The sequence below is a fragment of the Streptomyces sp. NBC_00258 genome, assembly GCF_036182465.1.
GTDB lineage: Bacteria > Actinomycetota > Actinomycetes > Streptomycetales > Streptomycetaceae > Streptomyces.
Window position 1 is genome coordinate 2,320,348 of record NZ_CP108081.1, and the last position, 23,753, is coordinate 2,344,100.

The following is a 23,753-nucleotide window of genomic DNA, read 5'->3' on the forward strand; positions in this document are numbered from 1 at the left end:
CATGAGTGACACCGAGGGCAACAGGGCGTACGGGAAGAAGTCCTTCAAGCGGTCCAAGAGCCACTTCGCGGACCGCGTCACGGCGGACGGCCGGGACGGCTGGCCCGTCGAGGCGGGGCGCTACCGCCTGGTCGTCAGCCGGGCGTGCCCCTGGGCGAGCCGCGCCGTGATCTCCCGACGGCTGCTGGGGCTGGAGGACGCCCTGTCGATGGCGATCGCCGACCCGATCCAGGACGACCGCAGCTGGCGGTTCACCCTGGACCCCGACGGCCGGGACCCCGTACTCGGCATCCGGTATCTCAGCGAGGCGTACGAGGCCCGGGAGCCGGGCGCTCCGGGCGGTGTCAGCGTGCCCGCGCTCGTGGACGTACCGACCGGCCGTCTGGTGACCAACGACTACCAGCGGCTCACTCTGGACCTCGCCACCGAGTGGACGGCCCTGCACCGCGAAGGCGCGCCCGACCTCTACCCGGCGGACCTCCGCGACGAGATCGACGAGGTCATGGCGGAGGTGTACGAGGACGTCAACAACGGGGTGTACCGGGCCGGGTTCGCCAACGGCCAGAAGGAGTACGCGGCGGCCTGCGAGGGCGTGTTCCGGCGGCTGGAGCTGCTGTCGGAGCGGCTCGCGGGGAGGCGGTACCTCGTCGGGGACACGATCACCGAGGCGGACATCCGGCTGTTCACCACACTGGTCCGCTTCGACGCCGTCTATCACGGCCACTTCAAGTGCAACCGCTGGAAGTTGACGGAGGATCAGGTTCTGTGGGCGTACACCCGTGACCTCTACCAGACGCCCGGATTCGGGGACACCGTCGACTTCGACCACATCAAGCGGCACTACTACCAGGTCCACACGGGCATCAACCCGACCGGCATCGTGCCGCTCGGGCCGGACCTGTCCGGCTGGCTCGCCTCGCACGGCCGCGAGGAGCTGGGCGGGCGCCCCTTCGGGGACGGAAGTCCGCCGGGGCCGGTGCGCGAGGGCGAGGAGGTACCGGCGGCGGGCCGGCCCTGAGCATCCGCCGGGTCTTTGCGTATATGCCGCTGAACTGGACACTCGCCATGGTGAGTGCCGGAATGCGAGCCGAAGGAGATCCAGGTGCAGAAGAAGAAGCTGCCACTCGTCTACAAACCCCTCGGGTTCGTGCTCGGCTGGGCCAGCGGGGCCCTCGCCGGTATGGCGTTCCAGGCGACCTGGAAGGCGATACGCCACGAGGAGGACGCACCCGACGCGCTGGACAAGGACCGCGGCTGGGGCGAGGTGCTGCTGGCCGCGGCCATCCAGGGCGCGCTCTTCGCGGTCGTCCGCAGCGCGGTGGACCGTACGGGGGCGACGGCCATCGAGAGGTCGACCGGAGTGTGGCCCTCCGGCGACAAGGGGGGCCGCGACTGACTCCCGTACCGTCCAGTACGGTTGGCCTCCACGCAGTCGGCCCGGAGCCGGCCGGGGAGTCAGGGGAGCAATCGTGAAGAACCAGACAGAGGTCGGCGACACCGTCGAGGACTTCGAGCTTCTCGACGAGACCGGCACCTCGCGCAAGCTCTCCGAGCTGCTGGGCGAGGGGCCGGTCGTGCTGTTCTTCTATCCCGCGGCGATGACCGCCGGCTGCACCGCCGAGGCGTGCCACTTCCGCGATCTGGCCGCCGAGTTCACCGCCGCCGGGGCGCACCCGGTGGGGATCAGCGGTGACACGGTCGAGCGCCAGCAGGAGTTCGCGGGGAAGCACACCCTCGGGTTCCCGCTGCTGTCCGACCCGGAGGGCCTGATCCGCGAGCGGTTCGGTGTGAAGCGGGGCTTCTCGATGGCGCCCACGAAGCGGGTCACCTTCGTGATCTCCGAGGACCGGAAGATACTGGAAGTGGTGCGCAGCGAGTTCAAGATGAGCGCGCACGCGGACCGCGCCCTGGCGGCCCTGCGCACGCACAACGGCTGACGGCTGACGGCTGACGGCTGACGGCTGACGGCTGACGGCTGAACGAACGCGGCCGAGCCCTGCCCTTCGGGCCCCGCCCGCCTTCTCAGCCCTGCTTGGGGGCGGTGGTCCGGTTGCTGCGGACGGTGAACGAGTGGCCGGCCGGGTCGGCGTATCCCCGCTCCTCGAACGGGCCGGACGGGTCCTTGGCCTCCAGCGGCCGGCCGCCGAGCCCGATGACCTTGCGTTCGGCCTCGTCCAGGTCCTCGACGTGGAAGTCGATGTGGGCCTGCAGCGAGTTCTCGGGGCGCGGCCAGCTCGGCGGAGTGGCGTTCACGTCCCGCCTGAACGCGATCCTGAACCCGTCGGCTCCCTTGATCTCCACACGGTTCGCCGAGGCGTCCGTCTCCTCCGCGTCGAGGAACTCCTTGTAGAACGCGGCGAGCTTCTCGGGCTCGGCACAGTCCAACACCACGACGCCCGCCACTACCAGTGCCATGTCTCCTCCGAACACCGACCGACCACGAGCGGCGCTCCGCCCACGGCTCCACGGCGACCGGGTACCCCGCCTGCGGAAATCAGTCGGCCACGCGCCCACCACCCCTCGGTGCCGGAGGCGAGCGCGCTCATTCGGCCACGGAGACCGACGAATCGCCGAGGTCACGGAGTGGTGTAACGCAGGTCACGGTCAAGTCACCGAGGTCGCGGCATAGATCATTTACGATCAGGGCAGCCTCGTAGCGTAAATCGAGTCAACTTTCGTCTCGGGAAACGCAGTTCGAGCCAGCGGGCGTCAATTTCGACGTTCCGCGCACAGGGATGGGGGGCCCTGTGCATCGTCTCAAGAGAGGACGCGAATGCCGCAGGACGTCAGGTTCGACCTCCCCTTCACCACCCCCGTCAGCGAACATCTCGAGTACGCCCGCGCCCGCCATCTGCGCTGGGTATGGGACAAGGGCCTGGTGCGCAGCCAGGCCGGGTTCGAGGAATACCGCTCCTGGGATCTGCCCCAGGCGGCAGCCCGCACCTATCCCCACGCTTCCGCGAACGACATGGTCGTCCTGATGAACTGGTTCTCGCTGGCCTTCCTGTTCGACGACCAGTTCGACTCAGGTAGGCCGGATCGCGCCGATCGCATAGCGGAGGTCGCGCGGGAACTCATCGCCACCCCTCTACGTCCGGCGGGCATCACTCCCAGAGTGGCCTGCCCGATCACCATGGCGTGGGCGGAGGTCTGGGCCCACCTTTCGGATGGCATGTCTCTGACATGGCGCACGCGATTCGCGGCCTCCTGGGGCCGCTTTCTTGTGGCGCACACCGAGGAGGTCGACCTGGCCGCCCGCGGCCTGGCCGGCACGCTCGACCTTCAGGAGTACGCAGAGTTCCGCCGGCGTACGGTCGGCATCCACCACAGCATCGACGCCGGTGAGCGCAGCCGCGGCTTCGAGGTGCCCGCCGAGGTGCAGGCGCATCCGCTGATGGAGAGAATGCGGGACCTGGCCGCCGACACCATCGGCTTCATGAACGACATCCACTCCTTCGAGCGCGAGAAACGCCGAGGGGACGGCCACAACCTGATAGCCGTACTGCACCGCGAGCGCCACTGCGGATGGCAGGAGGCCGCCGACGAGGCGGTCAGGATGACCACGGACAGCCTTGCCGGGTACCTCGAACTGGAGGCGCAGGTACCCCAGATGTGCGACGAACTCGGCCTGGACGAGGACGACCGCGCGAAGGTCCGCATGGGCGTCGAGGCCATCCAGCACTGGATAAACGGCAACTACGAGTGGGCACTCACGTCGGGCCGCTACGCGGCGGACAAGGAATCCCCGGCCGCCAAGGCCGAGTTGGCGGGCAAGGGCTCACTGGACGACCTACTGGCAGTCTGAAAAGCAGAAGCCCGCGCCCCGAAAGGGGCGCGGGGAACTGCGCGACAGGCCACGACCGACCGGCAGCCGACAAACAACAGCCACCACCCCACTGCCACCCGGCGGAGCGCCTACGCCGCGAACTCGACCGGAAGCTCGTTGAGCTTTGCCTCCCAGGTGGAAGCCGTGGAGGTGAGCTCGTCCGGCGTCACCGCGAGCCGCAGCCCCGGCAGCCGGTGCAGCAGAACATCGACGGCCGTCTCGATGATGGCCTGCCCGATGTTCTGCCCGGGGCACTCGTGCGGCCCTCCGCTGAACGCGAGGTGCGACTGGTTGCCGTGCACGGAGATGCCCACGTCGGGCCGGATCTCCGGGTCGACGTTGCCCGCGGTCAGGCCGAGGACGAGCAGGTCACCTTCCTGGATATGATGCCCGCCCAGTTCGAGGTCGGCCGCGGCGAACCGCCCCGGCAGGACGGCCAGCGGCGGGGTGTTCCACATGACCTCCTCCACGACGGCGGAGATGTTCAGCTGCCCGCTGACCAGACCGGAGAGCCTGTTGGCGTCGGTGAGCACCAGTTGAAGCACCCGGGCCAGCAGATTGCTGGTGGTGGCGTGGGCGGTGATCAGCACCAGACGCAGATGGTTGAGTATCTCGTCGTCGTCGAGGTCGGCGTGGTGCTCCAGCAGCCCGGTGGTGAAGTCGGAACCCGGCTCCACCCGCTTGCGCTCGGCGAGTTCACCGAGGATCTGCATGATGCGGTCGTTGTGGACGAGGGCGTCCGGGCCGCCCTTCATCACCTGTGCGCAGGACTCGGCGAGCTGCCGCCCCTCGCCCTCCGCGAGCCCGAACACCCTGGTCAGTACGAGCATCGGCAGATACTCGGCGTACTCGGCCACCAGGTCGGCACTGCCCGCACCGGCGAACGTGTCGATCAGTTTGTTCGCGAAGTGAGTGACATGGCGGCGGATACCACGGCTCGCGACCGCCTGCAGGTTGTCCGTCACCGCGCCGCGCAGCCTGCGGTGCGGTTCGCCGTCCTGGGAGACACAGTCGGGCCGCCACCCCAGCATCGGAATCAGCGGCGAGGTGCTCTCGACACGCCCGTCCTTCCAGTCCCGCCAGATCCGCGAATCCCGGCTGAACTGGCGGGGGTTGTCGAGCACCCGCCGGTTCTCCCGGTAGCCGAGGACCAGCCACGCCGGGATGTCGCCCTCCAGCAGTACCGGCGCGACGGGCCCGTGCTGCTTGCGCAGCCGCGAGTAGATGCCGATCGGGTCGGTCGCCGCGTCGGGCCCGTAGAGACGGGTGAGCCCGTCTCCCCCGCCGTGCGCGACCGGGCAGCCGCGCGGGGCGTCGGGACCGTTTGAGGGCTGGTCGGTCATCGGGACTCCAGAGCGACTGCGGAGCGTTCTTTGAGGTGGCGTATCAGCGCGATGAGCACATCACGGCTGGAGGCCCGGTCGCGGGCGTCGCAGGCCACGATCGGGGTGTGCGGGGAGATGTCCAGCGCGTCGCGGATCTCCTCGACCGGGTGGTCCTTGGAGTCGGGGAAGACGTTCAGGGCGATCACGAACGGGACGTTCTGCCGCTCCATCTCCTCGATCGCCCGGAAGCTGGAGGCCAGTCGACGCGTGTCGACCAGGACCACGGCCCCGAGCGCGCCCTTGAACAGGCCGTTCCACAGGAACCAGAACCGCTCCTGGCCCGGAGTGCCGAACAGGTACAGCACCAGCTGATCGTTGATGCCGATCTTGCCGAAGTCGAGGCTGACGGTGGTCTCCTGCTTGTCCGCCACCCCGATCAGGTTGTCGACGTCGGCGCTGGCCTGGGTCAGCGTCTCCTCGGTGGTGAGCGGCTTGATGTCGCTGACCGAGCGGACCATGGTGGTCTTACCGGTGCCGAACCCGCCGGCGATCATCACCTTCACCGAGCGGGCGCCGGCCGGCAGGGTGCCGTCGGCCGAGTACCGGTCGGGATGGTCAAAGCCTTTCAAGTCCACTGAGTACCTCCTCAAGGAGCGCGAGGTCGGGCCCGCGACCGGCGCCTGACGCCGGGATGGGGTGACGGGCTTCAACGCGGCCTGCGTCCAGCAGATCGGCCAAGAGCACCGCGAGAATGTTGAAGGGCAATCCGAGATGGGCGCCGAGTTCGGCCACCGACAGCGGATCGCGGCAGCGCCGGAGGATCTCCTCGTGCTCGTGCTGCAGACCGGGGACGGCCGCGGCACGGGAGGTGATGAGGGTCGCCACGTCAAGGCTCGACGCCGAACCGCCCGGTCCGCTGCGACCGCCCGTGAGGACGTAGTAGCGCTCGAGACCGGACGGGTCCGTAGGTCGGCGGGGACCACTCATCCAGAGTGCTCCTCCAGGCGCGGAGTGGTGCCGAGGAGCTCACCCATCCTGCGGGCCAGGTCCCTCATCTGGTGGCCGAGCAGGCCCTGGTCGAGCCCCTCCCTGGCGAGCACTCCGAGGTACGTCTCCACGCCGGCGCGCACCACGAAGAGATGACCGCCGTCGACCTCGATCATCGCGAGGCGAAGCTGCCCGGCGTACTTGGGGAACTGCTCTGCCACGGGCTGGGCCAGTGCCTGCAGGCCCGCCACCACGGCGGCGAAACGGTCCACGTCGTCGGGGTCGTCGGCGCCGTAGGAGGTGATGGCCTTGCCGTCGCTGGAGGCCACGAGGGCGAAGCGGATCTCCTGGATGCTCTCCACCAGATCGCGGAGCGCCCAGCTCACGTCGGTTCCCTGTTGCGTCATGTGGACTAGTCGCTCTCTTCAGTGCGGTGCTCTGTGGACTCACGTCCGGCGGTCGGCTCGTGTCCGGCAGCCGGCTCGCGCCCGGCGGTCGGCTCACGTCCGGCCGTGGCGAAGGCGGCAAGGCCGGTGAAGGACTCGTCCGGGGGCACCGCGTGCGAGGCGGTGGCGGTGGACTCTTCCTCCCGTGCGACCGACTTGGGCCTCTCGGACTCGGCTCGCCTGCGGCGCCTGGGCAGACCGCCGGGCGTGGTGTCCCCGGTCTCCTCCGGCTCCTCGGCCTGACCCGATTCCTCGGCCGGCGCCGAACCGGTGCCCGCCGCGGCGGAGACCTCAGCGGCAGGAGCCGGTGCCGTGACAGCGGCGGGCAACTGGCTGAAGTACTTGTGAGGTACCACGATGACCACTGAGGTGCCGAGCCACGGCGAGTCCGCGAAGGTGACCCTGATGCCGTACCGGCGAGCCAGGGCTCCCACCACGCGCAGACCGAGGTGGGCGTCCTCGGACACCCCGCCGAGGCCTGGGCCGGGGGCGACGCCCTCCAGCGACTGGAGGGCCTCCTGCTTCTTCTCCTCGTTCAGGCCCTTGCCGGAGTCCTGGATCTCGATGCCGACGCCGTTGGGCACCTCCTTGCCGGAGACGATCACCGGCTCGGTGGGCGGCGAGTAGCGCGCCGCGTTGTCCAGCAGGTGGGCGAAGATCAGCGTGAGGTGATCCACCATGCCGCCGTCGACGCCGAGTTCGGGCAGGTGCTGGACCTGGACGCGGTCGAAGTCCTTGATCCGGCCGATGCCGCCGCGCACCACACTGAGCAGCCGCTGCGGCTCCTGCCACTGGCGGCCGGGCCGGTCCGAGCCGCCGAGTACGCCGATGCTCGCGGCCAGCGAGTCGGCGGGGCCGAGCTGCTGGTCGAGCTCCATAAGACCCTGGGCGACGGAGGGCAGTCTGCCGTGTTCGCCCTGCATCTCGTGGAGCCGGCCGCGCAGCTTGCTGGTCAGTACGTGGATACGGCTGCCGATGCTGATGACGGCCTGCTCGGCGGAGGTGGAGCGGTTGAACTCCTGCTCCACGCCGATGAGCGCCGTCCTGAGCACCTTGCGCAGTTGGGCCTGCAGGTCGGCGCCGACCTCCGCGCACTGGTTGACGGAGGGCAGGACGTCGTCGATGGCGTCACCGGCCCGCAGCCGCTCCAGCGCCTGGGGCAGTTGCTGGTCGGCGAGCTGGGCGACGGCCGCGAGCTGCCGGTCGAGCTGCTCCTGCCAGGCCTGCGTCTGCTCGGCGATCCGCGCCTCGTAGGCCTTGGCCTGCTCGGCCAACTGCGCGTCGAACGTGGAGCGTTCGGCGGCGTACTTGCGCTCCAGACCGGCCACGTGCTGCTGCCACTGCTGGGAGTGTTCGGCCTGCGCGTTCCTGAACTCGCCGGCGCTGCGGCGCAGCTGGAGCTGGGAGCGGACGAGAAGTCGTACGGAGATGGCGCTCGCAGCCGTCGCCGCGACCCCGGAGACGATCGCGGGTATCTGGGTCGAGTCGGGTCCGGCGACCGCGGCGGCGACGGTTCCAGCGCCTAAGGCCAGCGGCATCAGCCACCAGCTGTACCAGGCGGCCGGTGCCCGCGCCTCCGGTGGCGGAGTGGCAAGTTCCATCTGCATCCTTCGAAGCAACACGATCGAACAGGGGGGAGAAGCTCGGGGCAGCACTCGCCGCGCGGTGATCCACCCCGCGGCGGGCATGCGTGGACAGCGAGCGACAACCGATTGCTGTCGCGTCAACTCGCCGCGCCTCAGGGAACCTTATCGGGTTTGATCTACCTCAGATCAACCTCACCGACCCACTTCTGTGAAGCTTTGGGAACCCTCCGACCAGCCGGAATCAGTCGACAAATCCCTTTACTCATCGGCGCGGCCGGAGGGCGCCGTGACGAAAACGGCGGGTACGGCACGGATCGCGTGGGCATGCATGTCATGATCACAGCAACCGAGTTGATCTTGAGGAGACTCACCGATGAGCGGCGTATCAGGTTCTCCCGCCGCGGCCCCGACCGCGCCCGGCCGCCTGCCCTTGATCGGACACGGACACCAACTGGCCCGACGTCCCCTGGAGTTCATGAACGCGCTGCGCGAACAGGGCAGCGTCGTGAAGATCCTGATAGGCCCCACCGCCGCCTATGTGGTCACCGACCCGGCGGTCACCCGCCGGGTGCTGGTGACGGAGGTCGACGCCTTCGCAAAGGGCGGCAAGATCATCGATGCGCTGCGGGTGTTCTTCGGCGACGGCCTCGCCACGATCGCCGACGGCGACCTGCACATGAAGCACCGGCGGCTGATGCAGCCGATGTTCAACAAGTCACACATCGCCACCCGTGGCGACGTCATGATCAGCCACGTACGGGCGGCGACCGAGGCCTGGACGGAGGGGGTCGCGCGTGACACGTACGAGGACATGAACGACCTGACCCTGTCGACGTTCCTCGTCGCGCTCTTCGGCTCCGGCCTGCCGGGACATGTCGAGCAGGAGTTCCAGGGCCTCATGCCGGAGATCATGCGCGGCACGATCCGGCAGACCATCCTGCCCGGTTGGGTCACGAAACTGCCCCTGCCCGCGAACCGTGCGCACGAGCGGCGGGTGGCCCGGCTGCGGGCCCTCATCGACCAGGCCATCGACCACCACCGGGCCCAGCTGGCGTCCGCGGAGCAGCCCGCGCCGCCGCCCGGCTGCCCCGCCCATCAGGACGGCGCGCGGACCGAGGGCGCCGCGTCGCAGGCCGGCCTCTTCTCCACTCTCCTCACGGCCGACGACCCCGAGACGGGCCCTCTCTCCCGTCAACAGCTCCAGGACGAGGCGATCACCCTCCTCACGGGCGCGATCGAGACCACCGGGACGACCCTGGCGTGGACCCTGTACGAGATCAGCCGCAACCCGGGGATCGAGCGGAAGCTGCACGCCGAACTCGACGCCGTCTGCGGCGATCGTCCGCTGCGCCAGGAGGACCTGGGCTCCCTGCCGTACATGCGCAGTGTCCTCAAGGAGGCCATGCGCATGTACGGGCCCGCCTGGCTCGTCACGCGGACCACCACCCGCCCGGTCGTCCTCGACGGAGTCCCGATCCCCGAGGGCGCGGACGTCGTATACAGCCCGTACGTCCACCAGCACGACCCCGAGGTCTATGCGGACCCCGCGGCCTTCGACCCGGGCCGCTGGGAACCCGAGCGCGCCAAGAGCATCAACCGCTCCTCCTTCCTCGCCTTCGGGGACGGCCGGCGCAAGTGCATCGGCGAGGAGTTCGCCTGGACCGAACTCCTCATCGTCCTGGCCACCGTCGTCCAACGCTGGCGGCTGACCCTCACGTCCGCTCCCCCGCGCCCCCAGGCCATCGTCACGGTCAAGCCCGACAAGCTCTCGATGACACCGCAGCCGCGGGTCCCGACGAAGGCCCAGGAACACGAGGAGCAACCCGCTCCCTCCTGATGACGGTCACATCCCGGTGAGCCGCTCCCGGCGCTCGGGGTCCATGACCCCCAGCCCGGGCCCGGGAGCCAGCGCGAGCACCCCCACCTTTCCCAGGTGGGCGTTGTTCTGGACCAGACGGGCCGCCTCGGCCGTGTCGGTGAGGGGGTAGGTCTCGGTGAGGGCGGGGGTGAGGTGGCCGAGGTCGAGGAGGCGGCCGACGGCGGCCTGTTCGTGGAGGTTGGAGCCGTGGCTGCCGATGACGCGCTTGAGACGCATCCAGAGGTACCGGTTGTCGAACTCGTGCTGGTAGCCGGTGCTGGAGCCGCACGTCACCACCGCCCCGCCGCGGCGGACGACGAAGACGGAGACGCCGAAGGTGGCCCGGCCGACGTGCTCGAAGACGATGTGCGGGTCCTCCCCGGTCGCGGCCCGGATCAGCTTGCCCAGCCGTTTGCCGACCACGGCGGGATCGGCGGGCGGCTCGCTGCCGCTGAGCCCGATCTCCTCCCGGTTGATCACGTGGTGGCAGCCCAGCCGGCGCGCGTACTCCGCCTTCTGCTCGCTGCTGACGACGCCGACGGCTATGCCCCCGCCGTTGCGGACGAGCTGGACCGCGTACGCGCCGAGGCCGCCCGCCGCTCCCCAGATCAGCACCACGTCGCCCTGGGTCATCCGGGCACCCCGCTCACTGACGAGCATGCGGTACGCCGTGCCCGCGCACAGCGGGTTCGAGGCGGCCTCCTCCCAGGTCAAGTGGGCGGGTTTCGGGAGGAGTTGGCTGGTACGGGCCACGGCGTAGTGGGCCAGTCCTCCGTAGTTGGTCTCGAAGCCCCACGCCAGCATGCCGTTGCCCAGCATGCCGTCGGCGTGGGTCGCCGGATCCTCCTCGTCGACGTACACGGGGCTCACCACGACGTGGTCGCCGACCCGCCATCTGCGCACACCCGAACCCGCGCGCACGACGACGCCCGAGGCGTCCGAGCCGATGACGTGGAAGGGCTGGTCGTGCCGGGCCGCCCAGCGGTCCTGCCGCCCGAAGTGCTTCAGGAAGCTGAAGGTCGGGATGGGTTCGAACATCGCCGACCAGACGGTGTTGTAGTTGATGCCGCTGGCCATGACGGCCACCAGCACCTCGTTCGGGGCGAGTTCGGGCATCGGCACGGCGCCGATGTGGATGGATTTCCGTACGTCCTTGTCGGCGACTCCGGTGAAGCTGTCGACGTCCTCCGCCCGCAGGTGGGCGGCGGTGAAGCGGTCGGGTGGGGGCAGGTGCTCCAGTTCGGTGCGGGCGGCTCCCGCGACGACGGCCTCGGCCAGGGCATCCATGGGGTTCCTCCTTGGGGGATCGGCTCGGGTGACGGCAGGACAGGGGGTCAGCTCAGGCCGAGGCCCGCCGCGAGCATGGGCCACGACGCCTTGAACTCCTGTCGCCAGTACGGCCACGCGTGTGCTCCGCCGTTGTAGAAGTGCACCTGGGCCGGGATGCCCAGGGCGTCCAGCCGTTCGGTGAACCGGTGCGCCTGGGACCAGAGGGCGCCTTCGAGCACCGCGCCTTCGAGGTTGTCGAAGTCGCCGCCCGCCAGGCCGCTGCCCTGGGAGATGTACAGCTTGGTGCCCTTGAGCTTGGCGGCCTGCGCGGAGGGGTTGTGCCGGTTCCAGTTGTCCCGGTTGAGCAGCGGGCTCCCCCAGAGGGTCAGCGGCAGCAGCTGCTCCCGGGCGACGATCGCGTTGAGCACGGTGGGCATGCCGAAGGCCGTGGTGTCGAGGATCCCGCTGTACGAGGCGGCAGCGGTGAAGGTCCCGGGGTGCCGGGCGGCGAAGGCCAGGGCGCCGTAACCGCCGGTGGAGACACCGGCGACGGCACGTTTCGTCCCCGCCCGGAACTTCTGCTGCAGCACCCCCATCAGCTCGTCGACCTGGAACGTCTCGTAGTCCGGCGCGCCGGCACTTCCGTAGTTCCACCAGTCGGTGGGGATGCCGGTGGGGCCGGACGACGGCATCACGGTGATGACGTCCTGGCCGGCGAGGAAGTCGACGACGTCCGTCTCCCTCGTCCAGGACGTGTAGTCGTCGTGCGCGCCCTGGAGGAGGTAGAGCACGGGCCAGGTGCGGTCGGGCTGTGCGGCGTACTTGGCCGGCAGGACCACCCGTACCGGCAGGGACGCACCCACCGCCGGGGAGGCGACCGTGAGGTCGACGGTCCGGGCGTCGAGCCACTTCTCGGCGACGACCGTGGCGCCCGCAGCCACCGCGGCGGCGGGAGCGGCCGTCGTGGGTGGGGCGTTGAGCACTGCTCCCGTGCCGAGCAGGGCCGTCGTCACCGCGAGCGCGGCACATCTCCGCTTACGAGTCATGGGGCAAGTCCCTTCAGGAGTCCCGCAGATCGCGTGTCAGCAGTGCGGCCAGCGTGTCGACGACCGGGGGGTCGAGGAGCGACAGATGGTGGCCGGGCAACGGGACGACGGTCAGGTCGGTGCAGTGCGCGTCCCAGCCGAGCGTCGCGTCGCCGCGTTCGTAACGGGGGTCGTGGACGGTGTGCGGGGCGGTCTCGCTCGCCCGGTAGAGCAGGGTTCGGCCCGCGTATCTGCCGGGCCGGTGACGCTCGCCGCTGCGCAGATCCAGGTAGGAGGTCCGCTGATGTTCGAGGACCGCATCCGGCAGGTCGACGGTGTCCTGCAGCACCTTGACGACGAGGTCGATCCGTCCCGCGTCGTCGAGCCCGGCGAGTTCGTCGTACGGCAGGTCGAGCGCGGTTCCGTAGGTGCGCTCCACGTACGCGGCGAAGTCCCGGAAGTGACGCAGGGCCAGGTCGGTCGCGGCAAGGGGGGTGGGCAGGGGAAGCACCGAGTCGAGCAGGACCAGGGCGGGGACTCTGCCGTGCGGGGCGAGAAGCCGGACCGTCTCCTGGGCGACCAGACCGCCGTACGACCAACCGCCCACCATCCAGGGCCCCTTGGGCTGCGCTTCCCGTATTCTCCGGGCGAACTCCTCGGCCCGTCCCGGCACGTCGTCGGGGTCGGTCTGCCGGTCGAAGCCGTGCACCGGGCGGTCGCCGTCGAGGCGCTCGGCCAGTCGGGCGTACACATCGGCGGATCCGCCCGCGGCATGGGCCAGGAAGAGGGGGGTGCCGGGGCCGGTTCCTGGGAACGCCCGGAGCGAGGTCGGGGCGTCCGGCCGAGTCGCGGCCACTCTTCGTACGAGCATGTCGCCGGCCGAACTCACCGGCGCCCCCCGCTCTTTCGGATCGCGGGGCGTCGCCTGCCGTCCCGGGTCGCCGGCCGTCTCCGCTTCTCCCCGGATCTCCAGCAGCTCGGCCACTCCCCTCAGCGTCCCCCGCCTGAGCAGCACCCCCGGCTCCACCTCGACGTCGAACTCCCGCTGCACCGCGGCCCGTATCCGCACGGCCGTGAGGGAGTCCAGCCCGAGGTCGGTCAACGGGGTGTCGGGGTCGAGGCGTTCGGGGCTGTAGCCCATGACTGCGGCCACGCACAGCCGAAGCCGTTCGAGCGGACCGGCGGCCGGGTCGAGAGGCGCCGCCCGGGGCGGTTCCCCGGCCGGCTCCTCCCCCGCCCAGAAGCGGCGGTGCCGCCAGCGGGGCGGTGGGACGTCCACGATGCGGCCCTCGGGATGCAGGCCCTCCCGCGGCTGGGCCACCCGTACGCCGTGGACGAGCAGTGTGGCCAGCGAGGTTCGGAAGGTGAGCGCGTCATCGGTGTCGCGACGCAGCGTGGGCACGATCAGCGCGTCGTCGGCGCCTGCGTCGCGCAAGGTGTCTGTCAGTGGGTGCAACTGCGTGGCGTGCGGTGCGACTTCGACGAAGACTCGGTGTCCGTCCTCGGCGGCGGCACGCACCGCCTCCGCGAAGCGGACGGGGTTGCGCAGGTTGGCCGCCCAGTACTCCGTGTCACAGGGCACGCTCTCGCGGGGATCACCGAGCGCGGTGGAGTAGCGGCGGCAACGGGGTGCGGAGTGCCGGACCTCGCCCAGCTCCCACGCGAACTCCGGTAGCAGCGGCTCGACTTCGGGCGAGTGGCCCGCTCCCGACACGCCCAGAGAACGGGCGAAGCCACCGTTCTCGGTCACCCGGGCGACCAGCCCGGCCACGTCCTCGGCCGAGCCCGTGACCACGCTCTGCGTGGGCGAGGAGTGCACGGCCACTTCCAGCGTGCCGAACTCCCTTGCCAGCAGGGGGATTTCGGCCGCCGGTAGTTCCACGACCGCCATGGCTCCGCCGGTCATCCGGTCCAGCAGCCGGGAGCGCACGGCGACGATCCGGGCGCCGGTGGCCTCGTCCAGCGCGCCCGACACGACCGCCGCCGCGATCTCGCCCAGGGAGTGGCCGATGACGGCGTCGGGTTCGAGGCCGTACGAACGCCACAGTTCGGCGAGGGCGACCTGGACGCCGTAGAGCACGGGCATGACAGTGGCGGGGGTCGAGAGGTCGGCGTCGGGTCGGAGTCCGGCGCGCAGGGAGAGGCCCGCGTGGTAGCACACGATGGCTTCCAGTCGGTCGACGGCGGCCGCGAACACCGGTTCCGTCGCGAGGAGTCGGCTGCCCATGCCGGGCCACTGCGAGCCGTAGCCGGAGAAGACCCACACCATCGGTCCGGGTCCGCCCGGCCTTCCTTCCCCCGTGACCAGCCGCGGGAAGGGGTCGCCCACCGCGAGGCGGCCGAGTGCGGTGAGGGTCTCGCTGCGGTCCCGGGTCACCAGAGCCGCGCGATGGCGGCCACGGCCGGTGCGCCCCGCGAGGGTGCGGGCGAGGTCGGCGTCGCGTACGCGCCGGCTGTCGGGGGTGTCCAGCCAGGCGGCCAGCTCACCTGCGTAGGCGCGTACACGCTCCTTGGTCGGCCCGTCGAGCAGGAGCAGCGCGGGGCGCCCGGCGAGACCCTTCGCCCGGGCGGCCGGGCGGTGTTCGGCGAGGACGACGTGGGCGTTCGTACCGCCGAAGCCGAAGGCCGAGACACCCGCGGTCGCCGTGCCCGAGTAGCGGGGCCAGGGTTCGGGCGAGCCGACCACGCGCAGGCCGAGCGCGTCGAGGTCGGCGTGCGGGCCCGGGCGGGTGAAGTGCAGGTGGGCGGGGATCTCGCCGTGGTGCAGGGCGAGCACGGTCTTGATCAGGCCCGCGATTCCGGCGGCCGCTTCCAGGTGGCCGAGGTTCGTCTTGGCGGAGCCGATCAGGAGGGGCTGGTCCAGGGGGCGGTCGCGGCCGAGTACGGCGCCGAGGGCGCTCGCCTCGATGGGGTCGCCGAGGGCGGTTCCCGTGCCGTGCGCCTCCACGTAGTCCACGGTCGTCGGGGCGGTGTGCGCCTCGGTGAGGAGGGCGCACTGGGCCTCGGTGTTGGGGGCCGTCAGCCCGTTGGAGCGGCCGTCGGAGTTCACGGCCGTCGCGTGGATCACCGCCAGGACGCGGTCGCCGTCGCGTTCGGCGTCCGCGAGCCGTTTCAGTACGACGACTCCGCAGCCCTCGCCGCGTACGATCCCGTCGGCCGAGGCGTCGAAGGCCTTGCAGCGGCCGTCCGGGGCGAGGGCGCCCGCGCGCTGGAAGCCGAGGGTGACGGCGGGGGTCAGGAGCAGGTTCACGCCGGCGGCGAGTGCCGTGTCGCTCTCGCCCGTCACCAGGCTGCGTACGGCGTGGTGCACCGCGACCAGCGACGACGAACAGGCCGTGTCCACGGACAGGCTGGGGCCGCGCAGGTCGAGGGCGTACGACAGGCGGCCCGCGGCGATGCTCATGGACGCGCCGGTGGCCGTCCAGGCGTCCACGGCGTGCAGGTCGGCGGTCGTGAGGTGCGCGTACTCGTTGCCGCTGATGCCCACGAAGACACCGGTGCGGGTGCCCGCGAGCGCGGGCGCGCAGAGCGCCGCGTGGTCGAGGGCCTCCCGGGTGACTTCGAGGAGCATGCGGTGCTGGGGGTCCATGGCGGTCGCCTCGTGGGCGGGGATGCCGAAGAACTCGGCGTCGAAGCCGGCGATGTCGTCGAGACCGCCGAGGAAGGCGCCGTGCCGGGTCACGTCGTCCGGCAGGCGTGCCGGGTCCCGTACGAAGGGGTCCCAGCGGCGGGGCGGAAGTGTGCCTACCGCGTCGCGGCCTTCGGTGAGGAGTTGCCAGTAGGTGGCGGGAGACGTGACGCCCCCTGGGAAGCGAGCCCCGACGCCGATGACGGCGACGGGGATCGGTGCGGTTTGGTCGGTGCCGGCCCGCCGTGGCTGATCGCGCAGTTCCCCGCGCCCCTTTGGGGGCGCGGTTGCCCCAAGTCGTCTCACCAGGCTGTCGATTGTCGGTGCCTCCCACAGCAGCGTGTCCGGCAGGCGTCTTCCGGCCAGTTCGCTCAGGTCGGCCGTCAGCGCCACCGCGTCCCGGGAGGTGAGTCCGGCCTCCGCCAGGGGCCTGTCGTCGGGGAGTTGGCCCGAGCTGACGCCGTACCAGTCCTGTAGGCGCCCCGCGACCAGCGCTCGGATCTCCTTGCGCGACACGCTCATCGCGTACCGAACCCGCCGTCGAGGAAGCACGCCCGGGCGGCCGCGCGGGACACCTTGCCGCTGCTCGTGCGGGGGACGGAGCCCGGCGGTACGAGCAGCAGTGAGCCGAGGCGCAGTCCGTGACGGGCGGAGATCGCGGCGCGCACGACGCGTTCGGCGTTCTGCGTGTCCTCCGGCGTCGGACGGGTGTCCCGCCGGTGCTCCGCGACCACGATGAGGTCCTCGCCCGCGTCGTCCGCCCGGGTCACTCCGAACGCGGCGAGGTGGTCCCGGCGGATCAGGGGCACGGCCGTCTGTACGGTCTCCTCGATGTCCTGGGGGTAGTGGTTGCGCCCGTCCACGATGAGTACGTCCTTGAGACGGCCGGTGACCAGAAGCCGCCCCTCGTGCAGGGCGCCCAGGTCACCGGTGCGCAGCCAGTCCCCGGCCGCGCCGAAGCCGAAGGTCTCGGCCGTGAGCCCGGCGCGCTTCCAGTAGCCGAGCCCGATGTTGGGTCCGCGCAACTGGATCTCGCCGACCCGCCCTTGCGGCAGCACGGCGCCGTTCCGGCCGACGATCCGCAGTTCCTGCCCGACGGGCACGCCGCACGGGACGAGCACGGCCGTCGCCTCGTCCGCCGCCTCGTCCGACGTCTCCTCGATCCGCCCCTCCGTGAGCGCGTCGGCGTCGCAGGCGACGGCCGAGGACGGTTCGTCCCGGGAGCTCGCGGTCACGAACACGGTGGCCTCCGCCAGGCCGTACGCCGGACAGTGCGCGGCCGGGTCGAGCCCGGCGGGCGCGAATGTCGCGTGGAAGCGGTCCACCGTCCCGGCGCGCACCGGCTCACTGCCGTTGATGAGCACCCGCACGCGGTCCAGACGGAGTTCGTCGACGAGCGCGGGGTCGGTGCGGGCCACGCAGTAGTCGTAGGCGAAGTTCGGGGCGGCGCTGACGGTGCCCTCGTACGAGCCGAGGAGGCGCAGCCAGCGGGCGGGGTCCTGGAGGAACGCGGAGGGGTCCATGAGGACGGACGGGAAGCCGCCCACGACGGGCGCGGCGATGCTGAGGACGAGGCCCATGTCGTGGAAGAGGGGCAGCCAGCCGACCGTGGTGGCGGCGTCCGGGTCGGCGATGAACGCGTCGATGGCCTGGCGGGCGTTGGCGACGACGTTGGCGTGGCTGATCATCACGCCGGCCGGACTGCGGGTGGAGCCGGAGGTGTACTGGAGGTAGGCGATGTCGTCCGGCTCGGAGGCGCCCGACGGTTCACCCGAGTCGATGAACCCACCGCGCTGGACGGGGAGTTGGTCGACGGGTACGACGGGGACCTCCGGCAGGCCCCGTTCGCGGATGAACTCGCCCATCGCGCGGGCCGTTGAGGAGTCGCTGAGCAGACATGCCGGTTCGCAGTCGGCCAGGACGGCTGCCAGCCTCCCTTCGTGGCCGGGGACTTGAGGGCCGAAGAGGGGGACGGCGATGACGCGCGCGTACAGACAGCCGAGGAAGCCGGCCGCGTAGTCGAGCCCCTGGGGCATCACGAGGGCGGCACGTTCGCCCGGGGAGGCGATCTGGACGAGTCGGTCTGCGACGGCTCTGGCCCGGGCATCGAGGGCACGCCACCCGAGGGCCCGGTGCACTCCGGTGGGGGCGCTGTCGGGGAAGTCGACATGGCTGAAGGCGCGTTGCTGCGGCCGGTGTCTGGCCCAGTGCCTCAGGTGGTCCGTGAGTGAGGCGGATTCGGCGGCGGGCCGGAGGGAGGTCATGGGGGCTCCAACTGGGTCGGCGGCAGCGCGAGTTGAGTGAGAGCTAGGGACGAGTGCGTCCGCTCGGGACGGTGCCCCAGGTTCCGCCTCCGGGCGAGGGGCGGGTTAGACGACGTGCTGACAGTTCGTCCTCCGCCTTCTGTCAGTTCGCTGACAAAGGCGTGCCTTCGATTCCATGCCGTGGGCCAGAGCCCGGTCGGTGCTCTCCCGCCCACAATTCCGTGCGACGGCGGAAGGAGCGTCTCGTGGGACGTGCACGGCTGTTCGCGCTGTTCTCCCTGCTCACACTGACCGGGTTCATCACGACGCTCGACAACACGGTCATCAATGTGGCCCTGCCGACGGTGCAGCGCGAACTGGGCCTGACGGTGCCGGACCTGGAATGGGTGGCCGCCAGCTATGTGCTCAGTTTCGGCGCGCTGCTGCTGCCCGGCGGGCGGCTGACCGATCTGTTCGGGCGCAGATCCGTGCTGGCCGCCGGGATCCTTGTCTTCACGGCGGCGTCGGCGGCGGCCGCCCTCGCGGACAGCGGGGGCACGCTGATCGCGGCCCGTACGGTGCAGGGGGTCGGGGCCGCGCTGGTCATTCCGGCGTCGCTCGCCGTCATCGCGGTCGACCTGCCCGCGCGGCTGCGCTCGACGGCCGTGGGCCTGTGGACGGCGGCACTGGCCGTGGCGCTGGCGCTGGGACCCGTGGTGGGCGGCTTCGTCACCCAACGCTGGGGCTGGGGCTGGGTGTTCGCGCTCAACGTCCCGTTCGGGCTGATCGCGCTGCTGCTGATGCCGGCCGTGCCCGGCCGGTCCGCGCCTCGGCGCGGTGGCCTGGATCTGCCCGGTGTGCTGCTGTCCGTGCTCGCGCTCTATCTGCTCACCTACGGTCTCGTGCGCGGTCAGGAGCACGGGTTCGGCACCGCGCCCGTACCGCTGTGCCTGTGTGTTTCGGCGGTCGCCGCCTGTGTGTTCGTCGTCGTGGAGGCCCGGACCGCGCGGCCGCTGGTCGAACTGGGGCTGCTGCGCGACCGGTTCCTCACCGGTGGGATCGTCGCGCAGGTGCTGTGGGGCATCGGCGTCAACGGGGTGTTCTTCTTCACCGCCCTCTACCTCCAGCGGGTGCTCGGCTTCTCGCCGACGGGGGCGGGGCTGGCGTTCCTGCCGCTGGCGGGCGCGCTGCTGCTGGGGACGCCGGTGGCCGAACGGGCGGCCCGTGCGCTGGGCGCGCATGTCTCGATCGCGGCGGGCCTCTGCATGGTGGCGGTCGGTCTGCTGTACGTCTCGGGCGCCGGTGCACGGGCCGGCTTCTGGGATCTGCAGCCGGGGCTGCTGCTGATCGGCTGGGGTTCAGCTTTCACCACTCCCCTGACCGTGCGCAGTCTCGCCCGGGTTCCGGAGACCGGGATGGGGATGGCGACCGGTCTGGTGAGCGCGGCACGCGAGGTCTCCGGTGTGTTCGGGGTGGTCCTGGTGGGCGTGGTCCTCACCCGGCGTGAAAGCTCCGAGCTGCGTTCCGGCACCGATCCGCGCGGCGCGTTCCTGGAGGGCTACGACCTCGGTCTCCGGCTGGCGGCGTGCTGCGTACTCGCGGGTGCGTTCGTGACCCTGGTGACGCTGCGCCGTCGTGGGCGTCATCGGCGGGTGGTGGCGCGGAGCAGGAGCAGGAGCAGGATTCCCCTTGTCATGAAGTGACAAGCCCCTGGTACATGTCTGTCAGTTGCCGATGAAGCTAGGCAGAATCCGTGCGGGTATCGTCACCGTGCCCCACTTCCCGTGCGCAGAAGGAGCCGCTGCGTGACCGGATTCCGCATTCTGGAGAAGATCGAGGCCACGAACGCCACAGCGAGGGCCGAGGAAGCCCATGGCCCGTTCAAGGCGTTCCCGTCGGGTCTGCACGACCATCTCAGACCCTTCTTCGACGACATCACGGAAGAGGTCGTACGGGCGATCAGAACCGAGATCCCGGAGTACGCGCGGCCGACGGACGACACGTACATGCAGGTCGTGCACCAGGGCGTGGAGCATGCGCTGCAGGGGTTCCTGGAGCGGATGGCGAAGCCGGACACCGACTGGGAGCCGGTGACGGCGACGTATCAGCGCATCGGCCGGGGCGAGGCGGACGAGGGACGCAGTCTCGACGCGTTCCAGTCGGCGCTGCGGCTCGGCGCGCGGGTGACGTGGCGCCGGATCAACGCGCTGGTCGACGCCGACCTGCTGCCGCGTCATGTGCTGGCCGCGTTCGGCGAGGCGCTGTTCCTGCACCTCGACGAGATGGCGGCCGCGACGACGGCCGGGTACACGGAGGCGCGGCTGCACGCGGCCGGTGAGCTGCAGCAGCGGCGTACGCGGCTGATCGATCTGCTGATCGTGGACCCGCCCGCGTCGGTCGAGGCCATCACGGATCTCGCGCACACCGCGCAGTGGCCCGTGCCCCGCTCATTGGCCGTGGTCGTCATCGATCACGGGGCGCAGGCCGGGGCGGCCCAACCGCCCATCGTGCCGCCGGAGTTCCTGGCGCGGTTCGACGTGCGCCCGGCCGTGCTGGTGGTGCCGGATCCGGAGGGCCCGGGAAGGGCGCGTGCCGTCGTCGGTGCGTTGCAGGGCCTACGGGCCGTCATGGGGCCGAGTGTCGCGCTCCAGGAGGGTGCGAGGTCGCTGCGGTGGGCGGCCGAGGCGCTCGATCTGGCCCGGCGGGGCGTGCTGCCGGACACGCAGATGGTGCGCTGCCGGGACCATCTGGCCACGCTGATGCTGTTCCGCGACGAGGCTCTGGTGGAGGCGATGGCCGACCGGCATCTGCGTCCACTGGACACCATCCGGCTGCCCCAGCGCGAGCGCCTCGCGGAGACACTTCTCAGCTGGTTGGAGTGCGGCCACAACGCGAGCGAGGTGGCCGCCCGTCTGGCAGTCCATCCGCAGACGGTCCGCTACCGCATGCGTCAGCTCGACGAGTTGTTCGGCGACCGGCTCCACGACCCCACCACCCAGTTCGAGATGCAGCTGGCGCTGCGGGCGCTCAAACTCCGGAGGGCGGCGCGGGCACGGTGAGCGTCACAGCGACCGGCCGAGGGTGAGCGTGTGCGGTCCGAAGCCGTTGCGCTCGTAGAACCGGATCGCGTCCGCGTTGGCCGCGTACGCCGTCACCTCCGCCAGCTGGGCGCCCTGTTCCCGCGCCCAGTCGAGGAAGGCGGCCACGAGCCGTGCTCCGGTCAGGGTGCCGCGGTGGGCCGGGCGCACGTACAGGCTGTGCAGGGTGGCGAGCTTCACCGGGCGCATGGCCGAGCCGTCCGCGACCGTGCCCACGAGGTGACCTATGACCTCCTCGTCGCGCTCGGCCACGAGCGACAGCCGGGCCGGATCGTCGATGCCCGAGGCGAATCTCTCCGCGCCCTGCGCGAGGGGCCAGTTGATGTCGACGGTCGCGTCCCGGGTGCCCGCGTCCTCGGCGAACAGGGCCGCGCTGGAGGCGACGAGCGCCGGGATGTCCTCGGGGCGGGCCCGGCGTACGACTGCCTGGTCGTGGTGGTCGCTCATGGGACAGGACGTTAGCGGCCGGGTCTGACAGTGCCGGGCAGTGATCGCCAACGCAAGGAGATTTTCTGGACAGGTGTCCATGTATAGTGGACACCTGTCCAGGAAATCCCAGGAAATTCCCCCTTGAAGGAGCCCACCTCCCCATGCAGACACTCGCCAACGTGCTGGTCGGCCTCGTCGCCGCCCTCCACGCGTACATCCTGGTTCTGGAGATGTTCCTGTGGGAGAAGAAGCCGGGGCGCGGGCTGCACGGGTTCGATCCCGAGATGGCACGGGCCACCGCCGCGCTCGCCGCCAACCAGGGGCTCTACAACGGCTTTCTCGCGGCCGGCCTCGTCTGGGGACTGATCGCCGACGACCCCACGGGCTTCCGCGTACAGGTCTTCTTCCTGGCGTGCGTAGTCGTCGCGGGTGTGTACGGCACGGTCACCGCGAACCGTCGCATCCTCTTCGCGCAGGCCCTGCCCGGCGCGCTCGCCCTGGCCGCCGTCCTCCTCGCCCGGTGACCTCCGACCCCAGGGCCGAGCGCACCCGGGCCAAACTGCGCCGGGCCCTCCTCGACGAGTGCGCCCGGCGGCCGCTCGCGGAGGTCGGTGTCGCCGCACTGGTGCGCGCGGCCGGGGTCGGCCGGGCCACGTTCTATCTGCACTACGCCGACCTGGAGGCGCTGGCCGTCGACGCCTGCGCCGATGTCGTACGGGACGCCGTGGACGCCCTGCACGCCTGGCGGGGAAGGCCCGATCCCAGGTCTGCGCCGGACGCCCTGCTCACGTTCTTCGCGGGCCTGCCCCCTCATGCCCCGCTCTACCGCGCCCTGTTGAGCCCGGGCGGCGGCGGACCGCTGGGGCGCGTGCTCCACCAGGACCTGCGGGCCCGCAGCCTCGCCGAACGAGAACTCGTCGGCGCGCCGGAGGCACCCCTCATCGCCTCCGCCGTCGCCGCGACCTTCGCGGGCGTCCTGGCCGACTGGCTGCACGGACTCGTCGAGGCCACCCCTGAGGAGATCGCCCACAAGGTGTGGCGCCTGCTCGTGGCGCTGCACGCAAGCCGGTAAACCGCCGCCGGACAGGACGTCAGTCGCAGCCCATCCCCTTCTTCACCGCCGGCCACGCCTCCACCCCGTCCGGCGTGCGGACGTACGCCTTCTTCTTGCCGGCCGTCAGCCACAGCTCCCGCTCACCGTGTCGGTAGCCGGTGTCGCGGGCGCCGTCGGGCAGGGCGGCATCGCCGTCGTACGGGGCTGTGAGCAGCCCGGACAGCACGCCCTCGGGATCACGGGCGTACAGCACGCGCTTCGCGCCGTGCCCGAGTTCGAGGAAATGGGCCGACTGCCAGTCACAGTGCTCCGAGCCCTGGGAACTGCTGATCGTGGTGACCGGAAGCCGGCGGCCGCGTGCGTCGGTCCAGACCTCGTACCCCTGGTCGTCGGTGAAGCTCTCGGGGAACTCGGCCGGGTCGCACGAGGCGGTCGTCTCCGGGCCCCAACCGGGCCGGTTCGGCTGGTCCTTGGCGACGATGACGGCGACCTTGGTCTCGCCACCGACGTCGTACGAGAACAGCACGCGGTCCCCGTCGTCGCGCTCGACGCGATAGCCGGACCTCGGGACGTTCGGCTGCTCGATGTCGAAGTACGCCTTGAGCCCTTCCGCCGGGGTCGAACCGCCGTCGCCCTTGCTCCAGTTGCCCCCGAACCCGCCGGAGTGGATGTCCCCCTCGCACTCCAGGGCCAGCCCCGCCGCGCCCGACTCGGCCTCGGTCGCCCTCTGGCTGTCCTCGTCGTACTCCTTGTGCGGCACGCGCAGCGGTCCGCCGTAGGGCGTGGTCGACGCGGGTCCGCCGTCGAGGAGCCCTCCGTCGGTGTGCCCCTTCTCGCTCTCCACCAGCACTGTCACGAGTGTCGCGACCGTCGCGATTCCCGCCACCGCCAGTCCGCCCGCCTTGATCCCTCGCATAGCGCCCCCTGCCTGCAGTGCCGCCGTATCCCTCCTCCGACGCACGAGCCCCTCAGGACGTTC

21 protein-coding genes are annotated in these 23,753 nt (G+C 70.9%); 9 read left to right on the plus strand and 12 right to left on the minus strand.

Annotated features, from left to right (window positions below; translation table 11 throughout):
- Window position 1 precedes the first annotated feature (1 nt).
- The 3 genes from OG718_RS10680 (at window position 2) to OG718_RS10690 (ending at window position 1,937) form a co-directional block, all read left to right on the plus strand.
- A complete protein-coding gene (locus tag OG718_RS10680; RefSeq protein WP_143634918.1) occupies window positions 2-1,018 on the plus strand; it encodes a glutathione S-transferase family protein in 1,017 nt (338 codons plus the stop codon).
- An 84-nt stretch (window positions 1,019-1,102) separates the two neighbouring features.
- A complete protein-coding gene (locus OG718_RS10685) occupies window positions 1,103-1,396 on the plus strand; it encodes a DUF4235 domain-containing protein (protein WP_359840653.1) in 294 nt (97 codons plus the stop codon).
- 73 nt (window positions 1,397-1,469) lie between these two features.
- Window positions 1,470-1,937 (plus strand): peroxiredoxin, encoded by a 468-nt coding sequence (locus OG718_RS10690; RefSeq protein ID WP_328844010.1) that lies wholly within the window; start codon window positions 1,470-1,472, stop codon window positions 1,935-1,937.
- Between the two features lie 85 nt (window positions 1,938-2,022).
- On the opposite strand, the gene OG718_RS10695 is transcribed toward OG718_RS10690, so the two are convergent.
- Window positions 2,023-2,415 (minus strand): VOC family protein, encoded by a 393-nt coding sequence (locus tag OG718_RS10695; RefSeq protein WP_143634914.1) that lies wholly within the window; start codon window positions 2,413-2,415, stop codon window positions 2,023-2,025.
- 358 nt (window positions 2,416-2,773) lie between these two features.
- Here OG718_RS10695 and OG718_RS10700 point away from each other — a divergent pair, with 358 nt between their 5' ends.
- Window positions 2,774-3,805 carry a 7-epi-alpha-eudesmol synthase gene (locus OG718_RS10700; protein ID WP_328844011.1) on the plus strand — a complete coding sequence of 344 codons (1,032 nt, stop codon included), beginning with the start codon at window positions 2,774-2,776 and terminating at the stop codon, window positions 3,803-3,805.
- A 110-nt stretch (window positions 3,806-3,915) separates the two neighbouring features.
- Here the strand turns inward: OG718_RS10700 and OG718_RS10705 are convergent, their stop codons facing one another.
- From OG718_RS10705 to OG718_RS10725, 5 genes are read right to left on the minus strand one after another with little or no spacing between them, the layout of a single operon-like run.
- Window positions 3,916-5,169 carry a cytochrome P450 gene (locus tag OG718_RS10705; protein WP_328844012.1) on the minus strand — a complete coding sequence of 418 codons (1,254 nt, stop codon included), beginning with the start codon at window positions 5,167-5,169 and terminating at the stop codon, window positions 3,916-3,918.
- Entirely contained in the window at window positions 5,166-5,786 is a 621-nt protein-coding gene (locus tag OG718_RS10710) for a GTP-binding protein (protein ID WP_055611718.1), read from the minus strand. The genes OG718_RS10705 and OG718_RS10710 overlap by 4 nt, the downstream gene beginning before the upstream one ends.
- Window positions 5,767-6,138, minus strand: a complete 372-nt coding sequence (locus OG718_RS10715; protein ID WP_143634907.1) for a DUF742 domain-containing protein — start codon at window positions 6,136-6,138, stop codon at window positions 5,767-5,769. The genes OG718_RS10710 and OG718_RS10715 overlap by 20 nt, the downstream gene beginning before the upstream one ends.
- Window positions 6,135-6,545, minus strand: coding sequence for a roadblock/LC7 domain-containing protein (locus OG718_RS10720; RefSeq protein ID WP_055611716.1), 411 nt, complete (start codon window positions 6,543-6,545; stop codon window positions 6,135-6,137). The genes OG718_RS10715 and OG718_RS10720 overlap by 4 nt, the downstream gene beginning before the upstream one ends.
- Before the next feature lie 5 nt (window positions 6,546-6,550).
- Window positions 6,551-8,185: an ATP-binding protein gene (locus OG718_RS10725; RefSeq protein WP_143634905.1), complete on the minus strand. Its 1,635-nt coding sequence runs from the start codon at window positions 8,183-8,185 to the stop codon at window positions 6,551-6,553.
- A gap of 358 nt (window positions 8,186-8,543) precedes the next feature.
- Here OG718_RS10725 and OG718_RS10730 point away from each other — a divergent pair, with 358 nt between their 5' ends.
- Window positions 8,544-10,007, plus strand: a complete 1,464-nt coding sequence (locus tag OG718_RS10730; RefSeq protein WP_328844013.1) for a cytochrome P450 — start codon at window positions 8,544-8,546, stop codon at window positions 10,005-10,007.
- Window positions 10,008-10,013: 6 nt separating this feature from the next.
- On the opposite strand, the gene ccrA is transcribed toward OG718_RS10730, so the two are convergent.
- From ccrA to OG718_RS10750, 4 genes are read right to left on the minus strand one after another with little or no spacing between them, the layout of a single operon-like run.
- Window positions 10,014-11,315 carry a crotonyl-CoA carboxylase/reductase gene (gene ccrA / locus OG718_RS10735; RefSeq protein WP_328844014.1) on the minus strand — a complete coding sequence of 434 codons (1,302 nt, stop codon included), beginning with the start codon at window positions 11,313-11,315 and terminating at the stop codon, window positions 10,014-10,016.
- 47 nt (window positions 11,316-11,362) lie between these two features.
- Window positions 11,363-12,343: an alpha/beta hydrolase gene (locus OG718_RS10740; protein ID WP_143634899.1), complete on the minus strand. Its 981-nt coding sequence runs from the start codon at window positions 12,341-12,343 to the stop codon at window positions 11,363-11,365.
- Between the two features lie 13 nt (window positions 12,344-12,356).
- The gene (locus OG718_RS10745; RefSeq protein ID WP_328844015.1) at window positions 12,357-16,472 is read right to left on the minus strand and encodes a beta-ketoacyl synthase N-terminal-like domain-containing protein; all 4,116 of its coding nucleotides are present in this window, start codon (window positions 16,470-16,472) and stop codon (window positions 12,357-12,359) included.
- Entirely contained in the window at window positions 16,469-18,214 is a 1,746-nt protein-coding gene (locus OG718_RS10750) for a fatty acyl-AMP ligase (RefSeq protein ID WP_306936186.1), read from the minus strand. The genes OG718_RS10745 and OG718_RS10750 overlap by 4 nt, the downstream gene beginning before the upstream one ends.
- A 245-nt stretch (window positions 18,215-18,459) precedes the next feature.
- Here OG718_RS10750 and OG718_RS10755 point away from each other — a divergent pair, with 245 nt between their 5' ends.
- Window positions 18,460-19,896 carry an MFS transporter gene (locus OG718_RS10755; RefSeq protein WP_328844016.1) on the plus strand — a complete coding sequence of 479 codons (1,437 nt, stop codon included), beginning with the start codon at window positions 18,460-18,462 and terminating at the stop codon, window positions 19,894-19,896.
- Between the two features lie 102 nt (window positions 19,897-19,998).
- The gene (locus OG718_RS10760; protein WP_328844017.1) at window positions 19,999-21,252 is read left to right on the plus strand and encodes a PucR family transcriptional regulator; all 1,254 of its coding nucleotides are present in this window, start codon (window positions 19,999-20,001) and stop codon (window positions 21,250-21,252) included.
- Window positions 21,253-21,255: 3 nt separating this feature from the next.
- Here the strand turns inward: OG718_RS10760 and OG718_RS10765 are convergent, their stop codons facing one another.
- The gene (locus OG718_RS10765) at window positions 21,256-21,738 is read right to left on the minus strand and encodes a GNAT family N-acetyltransferase (protein ID WP_143634892.1); all 483 of its coding nucleotides are present in this window, start codon (window positions 21,736-21,738) and stop codon (window positions 21,256-21,258) included.
- 143 nt (window positions 21,739-21,881) lie between these two features.
- Here OG718_RS10765 and OG718_RS10770 point away from each other — a divergent pair, with 143 nt between their 5' ends.
- The gene (locus tag OG718_RS10770) at window positions 21,882-22,244 is read left to right on the plus strand and encodes a DUF1304 domain-containing protein (protein ID WP_143634890.1); all 363 of its coding nucleotides are present in this window, start codon (window positions 21,882-21,884) and stop codon (window positions 22,242-22,244) included.
- Window positions 22,241-22,792: a TetR/AcrR family transcriptional regulator gene (locus OG718_RS10775; RefSeq protein ID WP_143634888.1), complete on the plus strand. Its 552-nt coding sequence runs from the start codon at window positions 22,241-22,243 to the stop codon at window positions 22,790-22,792. The genes OG718_RS10770 and OG718_RS10775 overlap by 4 nt, the downstream gene beginning before the upstream one ends.
- A 19-nt stretch (window positions 22,793-22,811) precedes the next feature.
- Here OG718_RS10775 and OG718_RS10780 read toward each other — a convergent pair whose 3' ends face one another.
- Window positions 22,812-23,690, minus strand: a complete 879-nt coding sequence (locus OG718_RS10780; protein WP_260694968.1) for a hypothetical protein — start codon at window positions 23,688-23,690, stop codon at window positions 22,812-22,814.
- Between the last annotated feature and the right edge of the window lie 63 nt (window positions 23,691-23,753).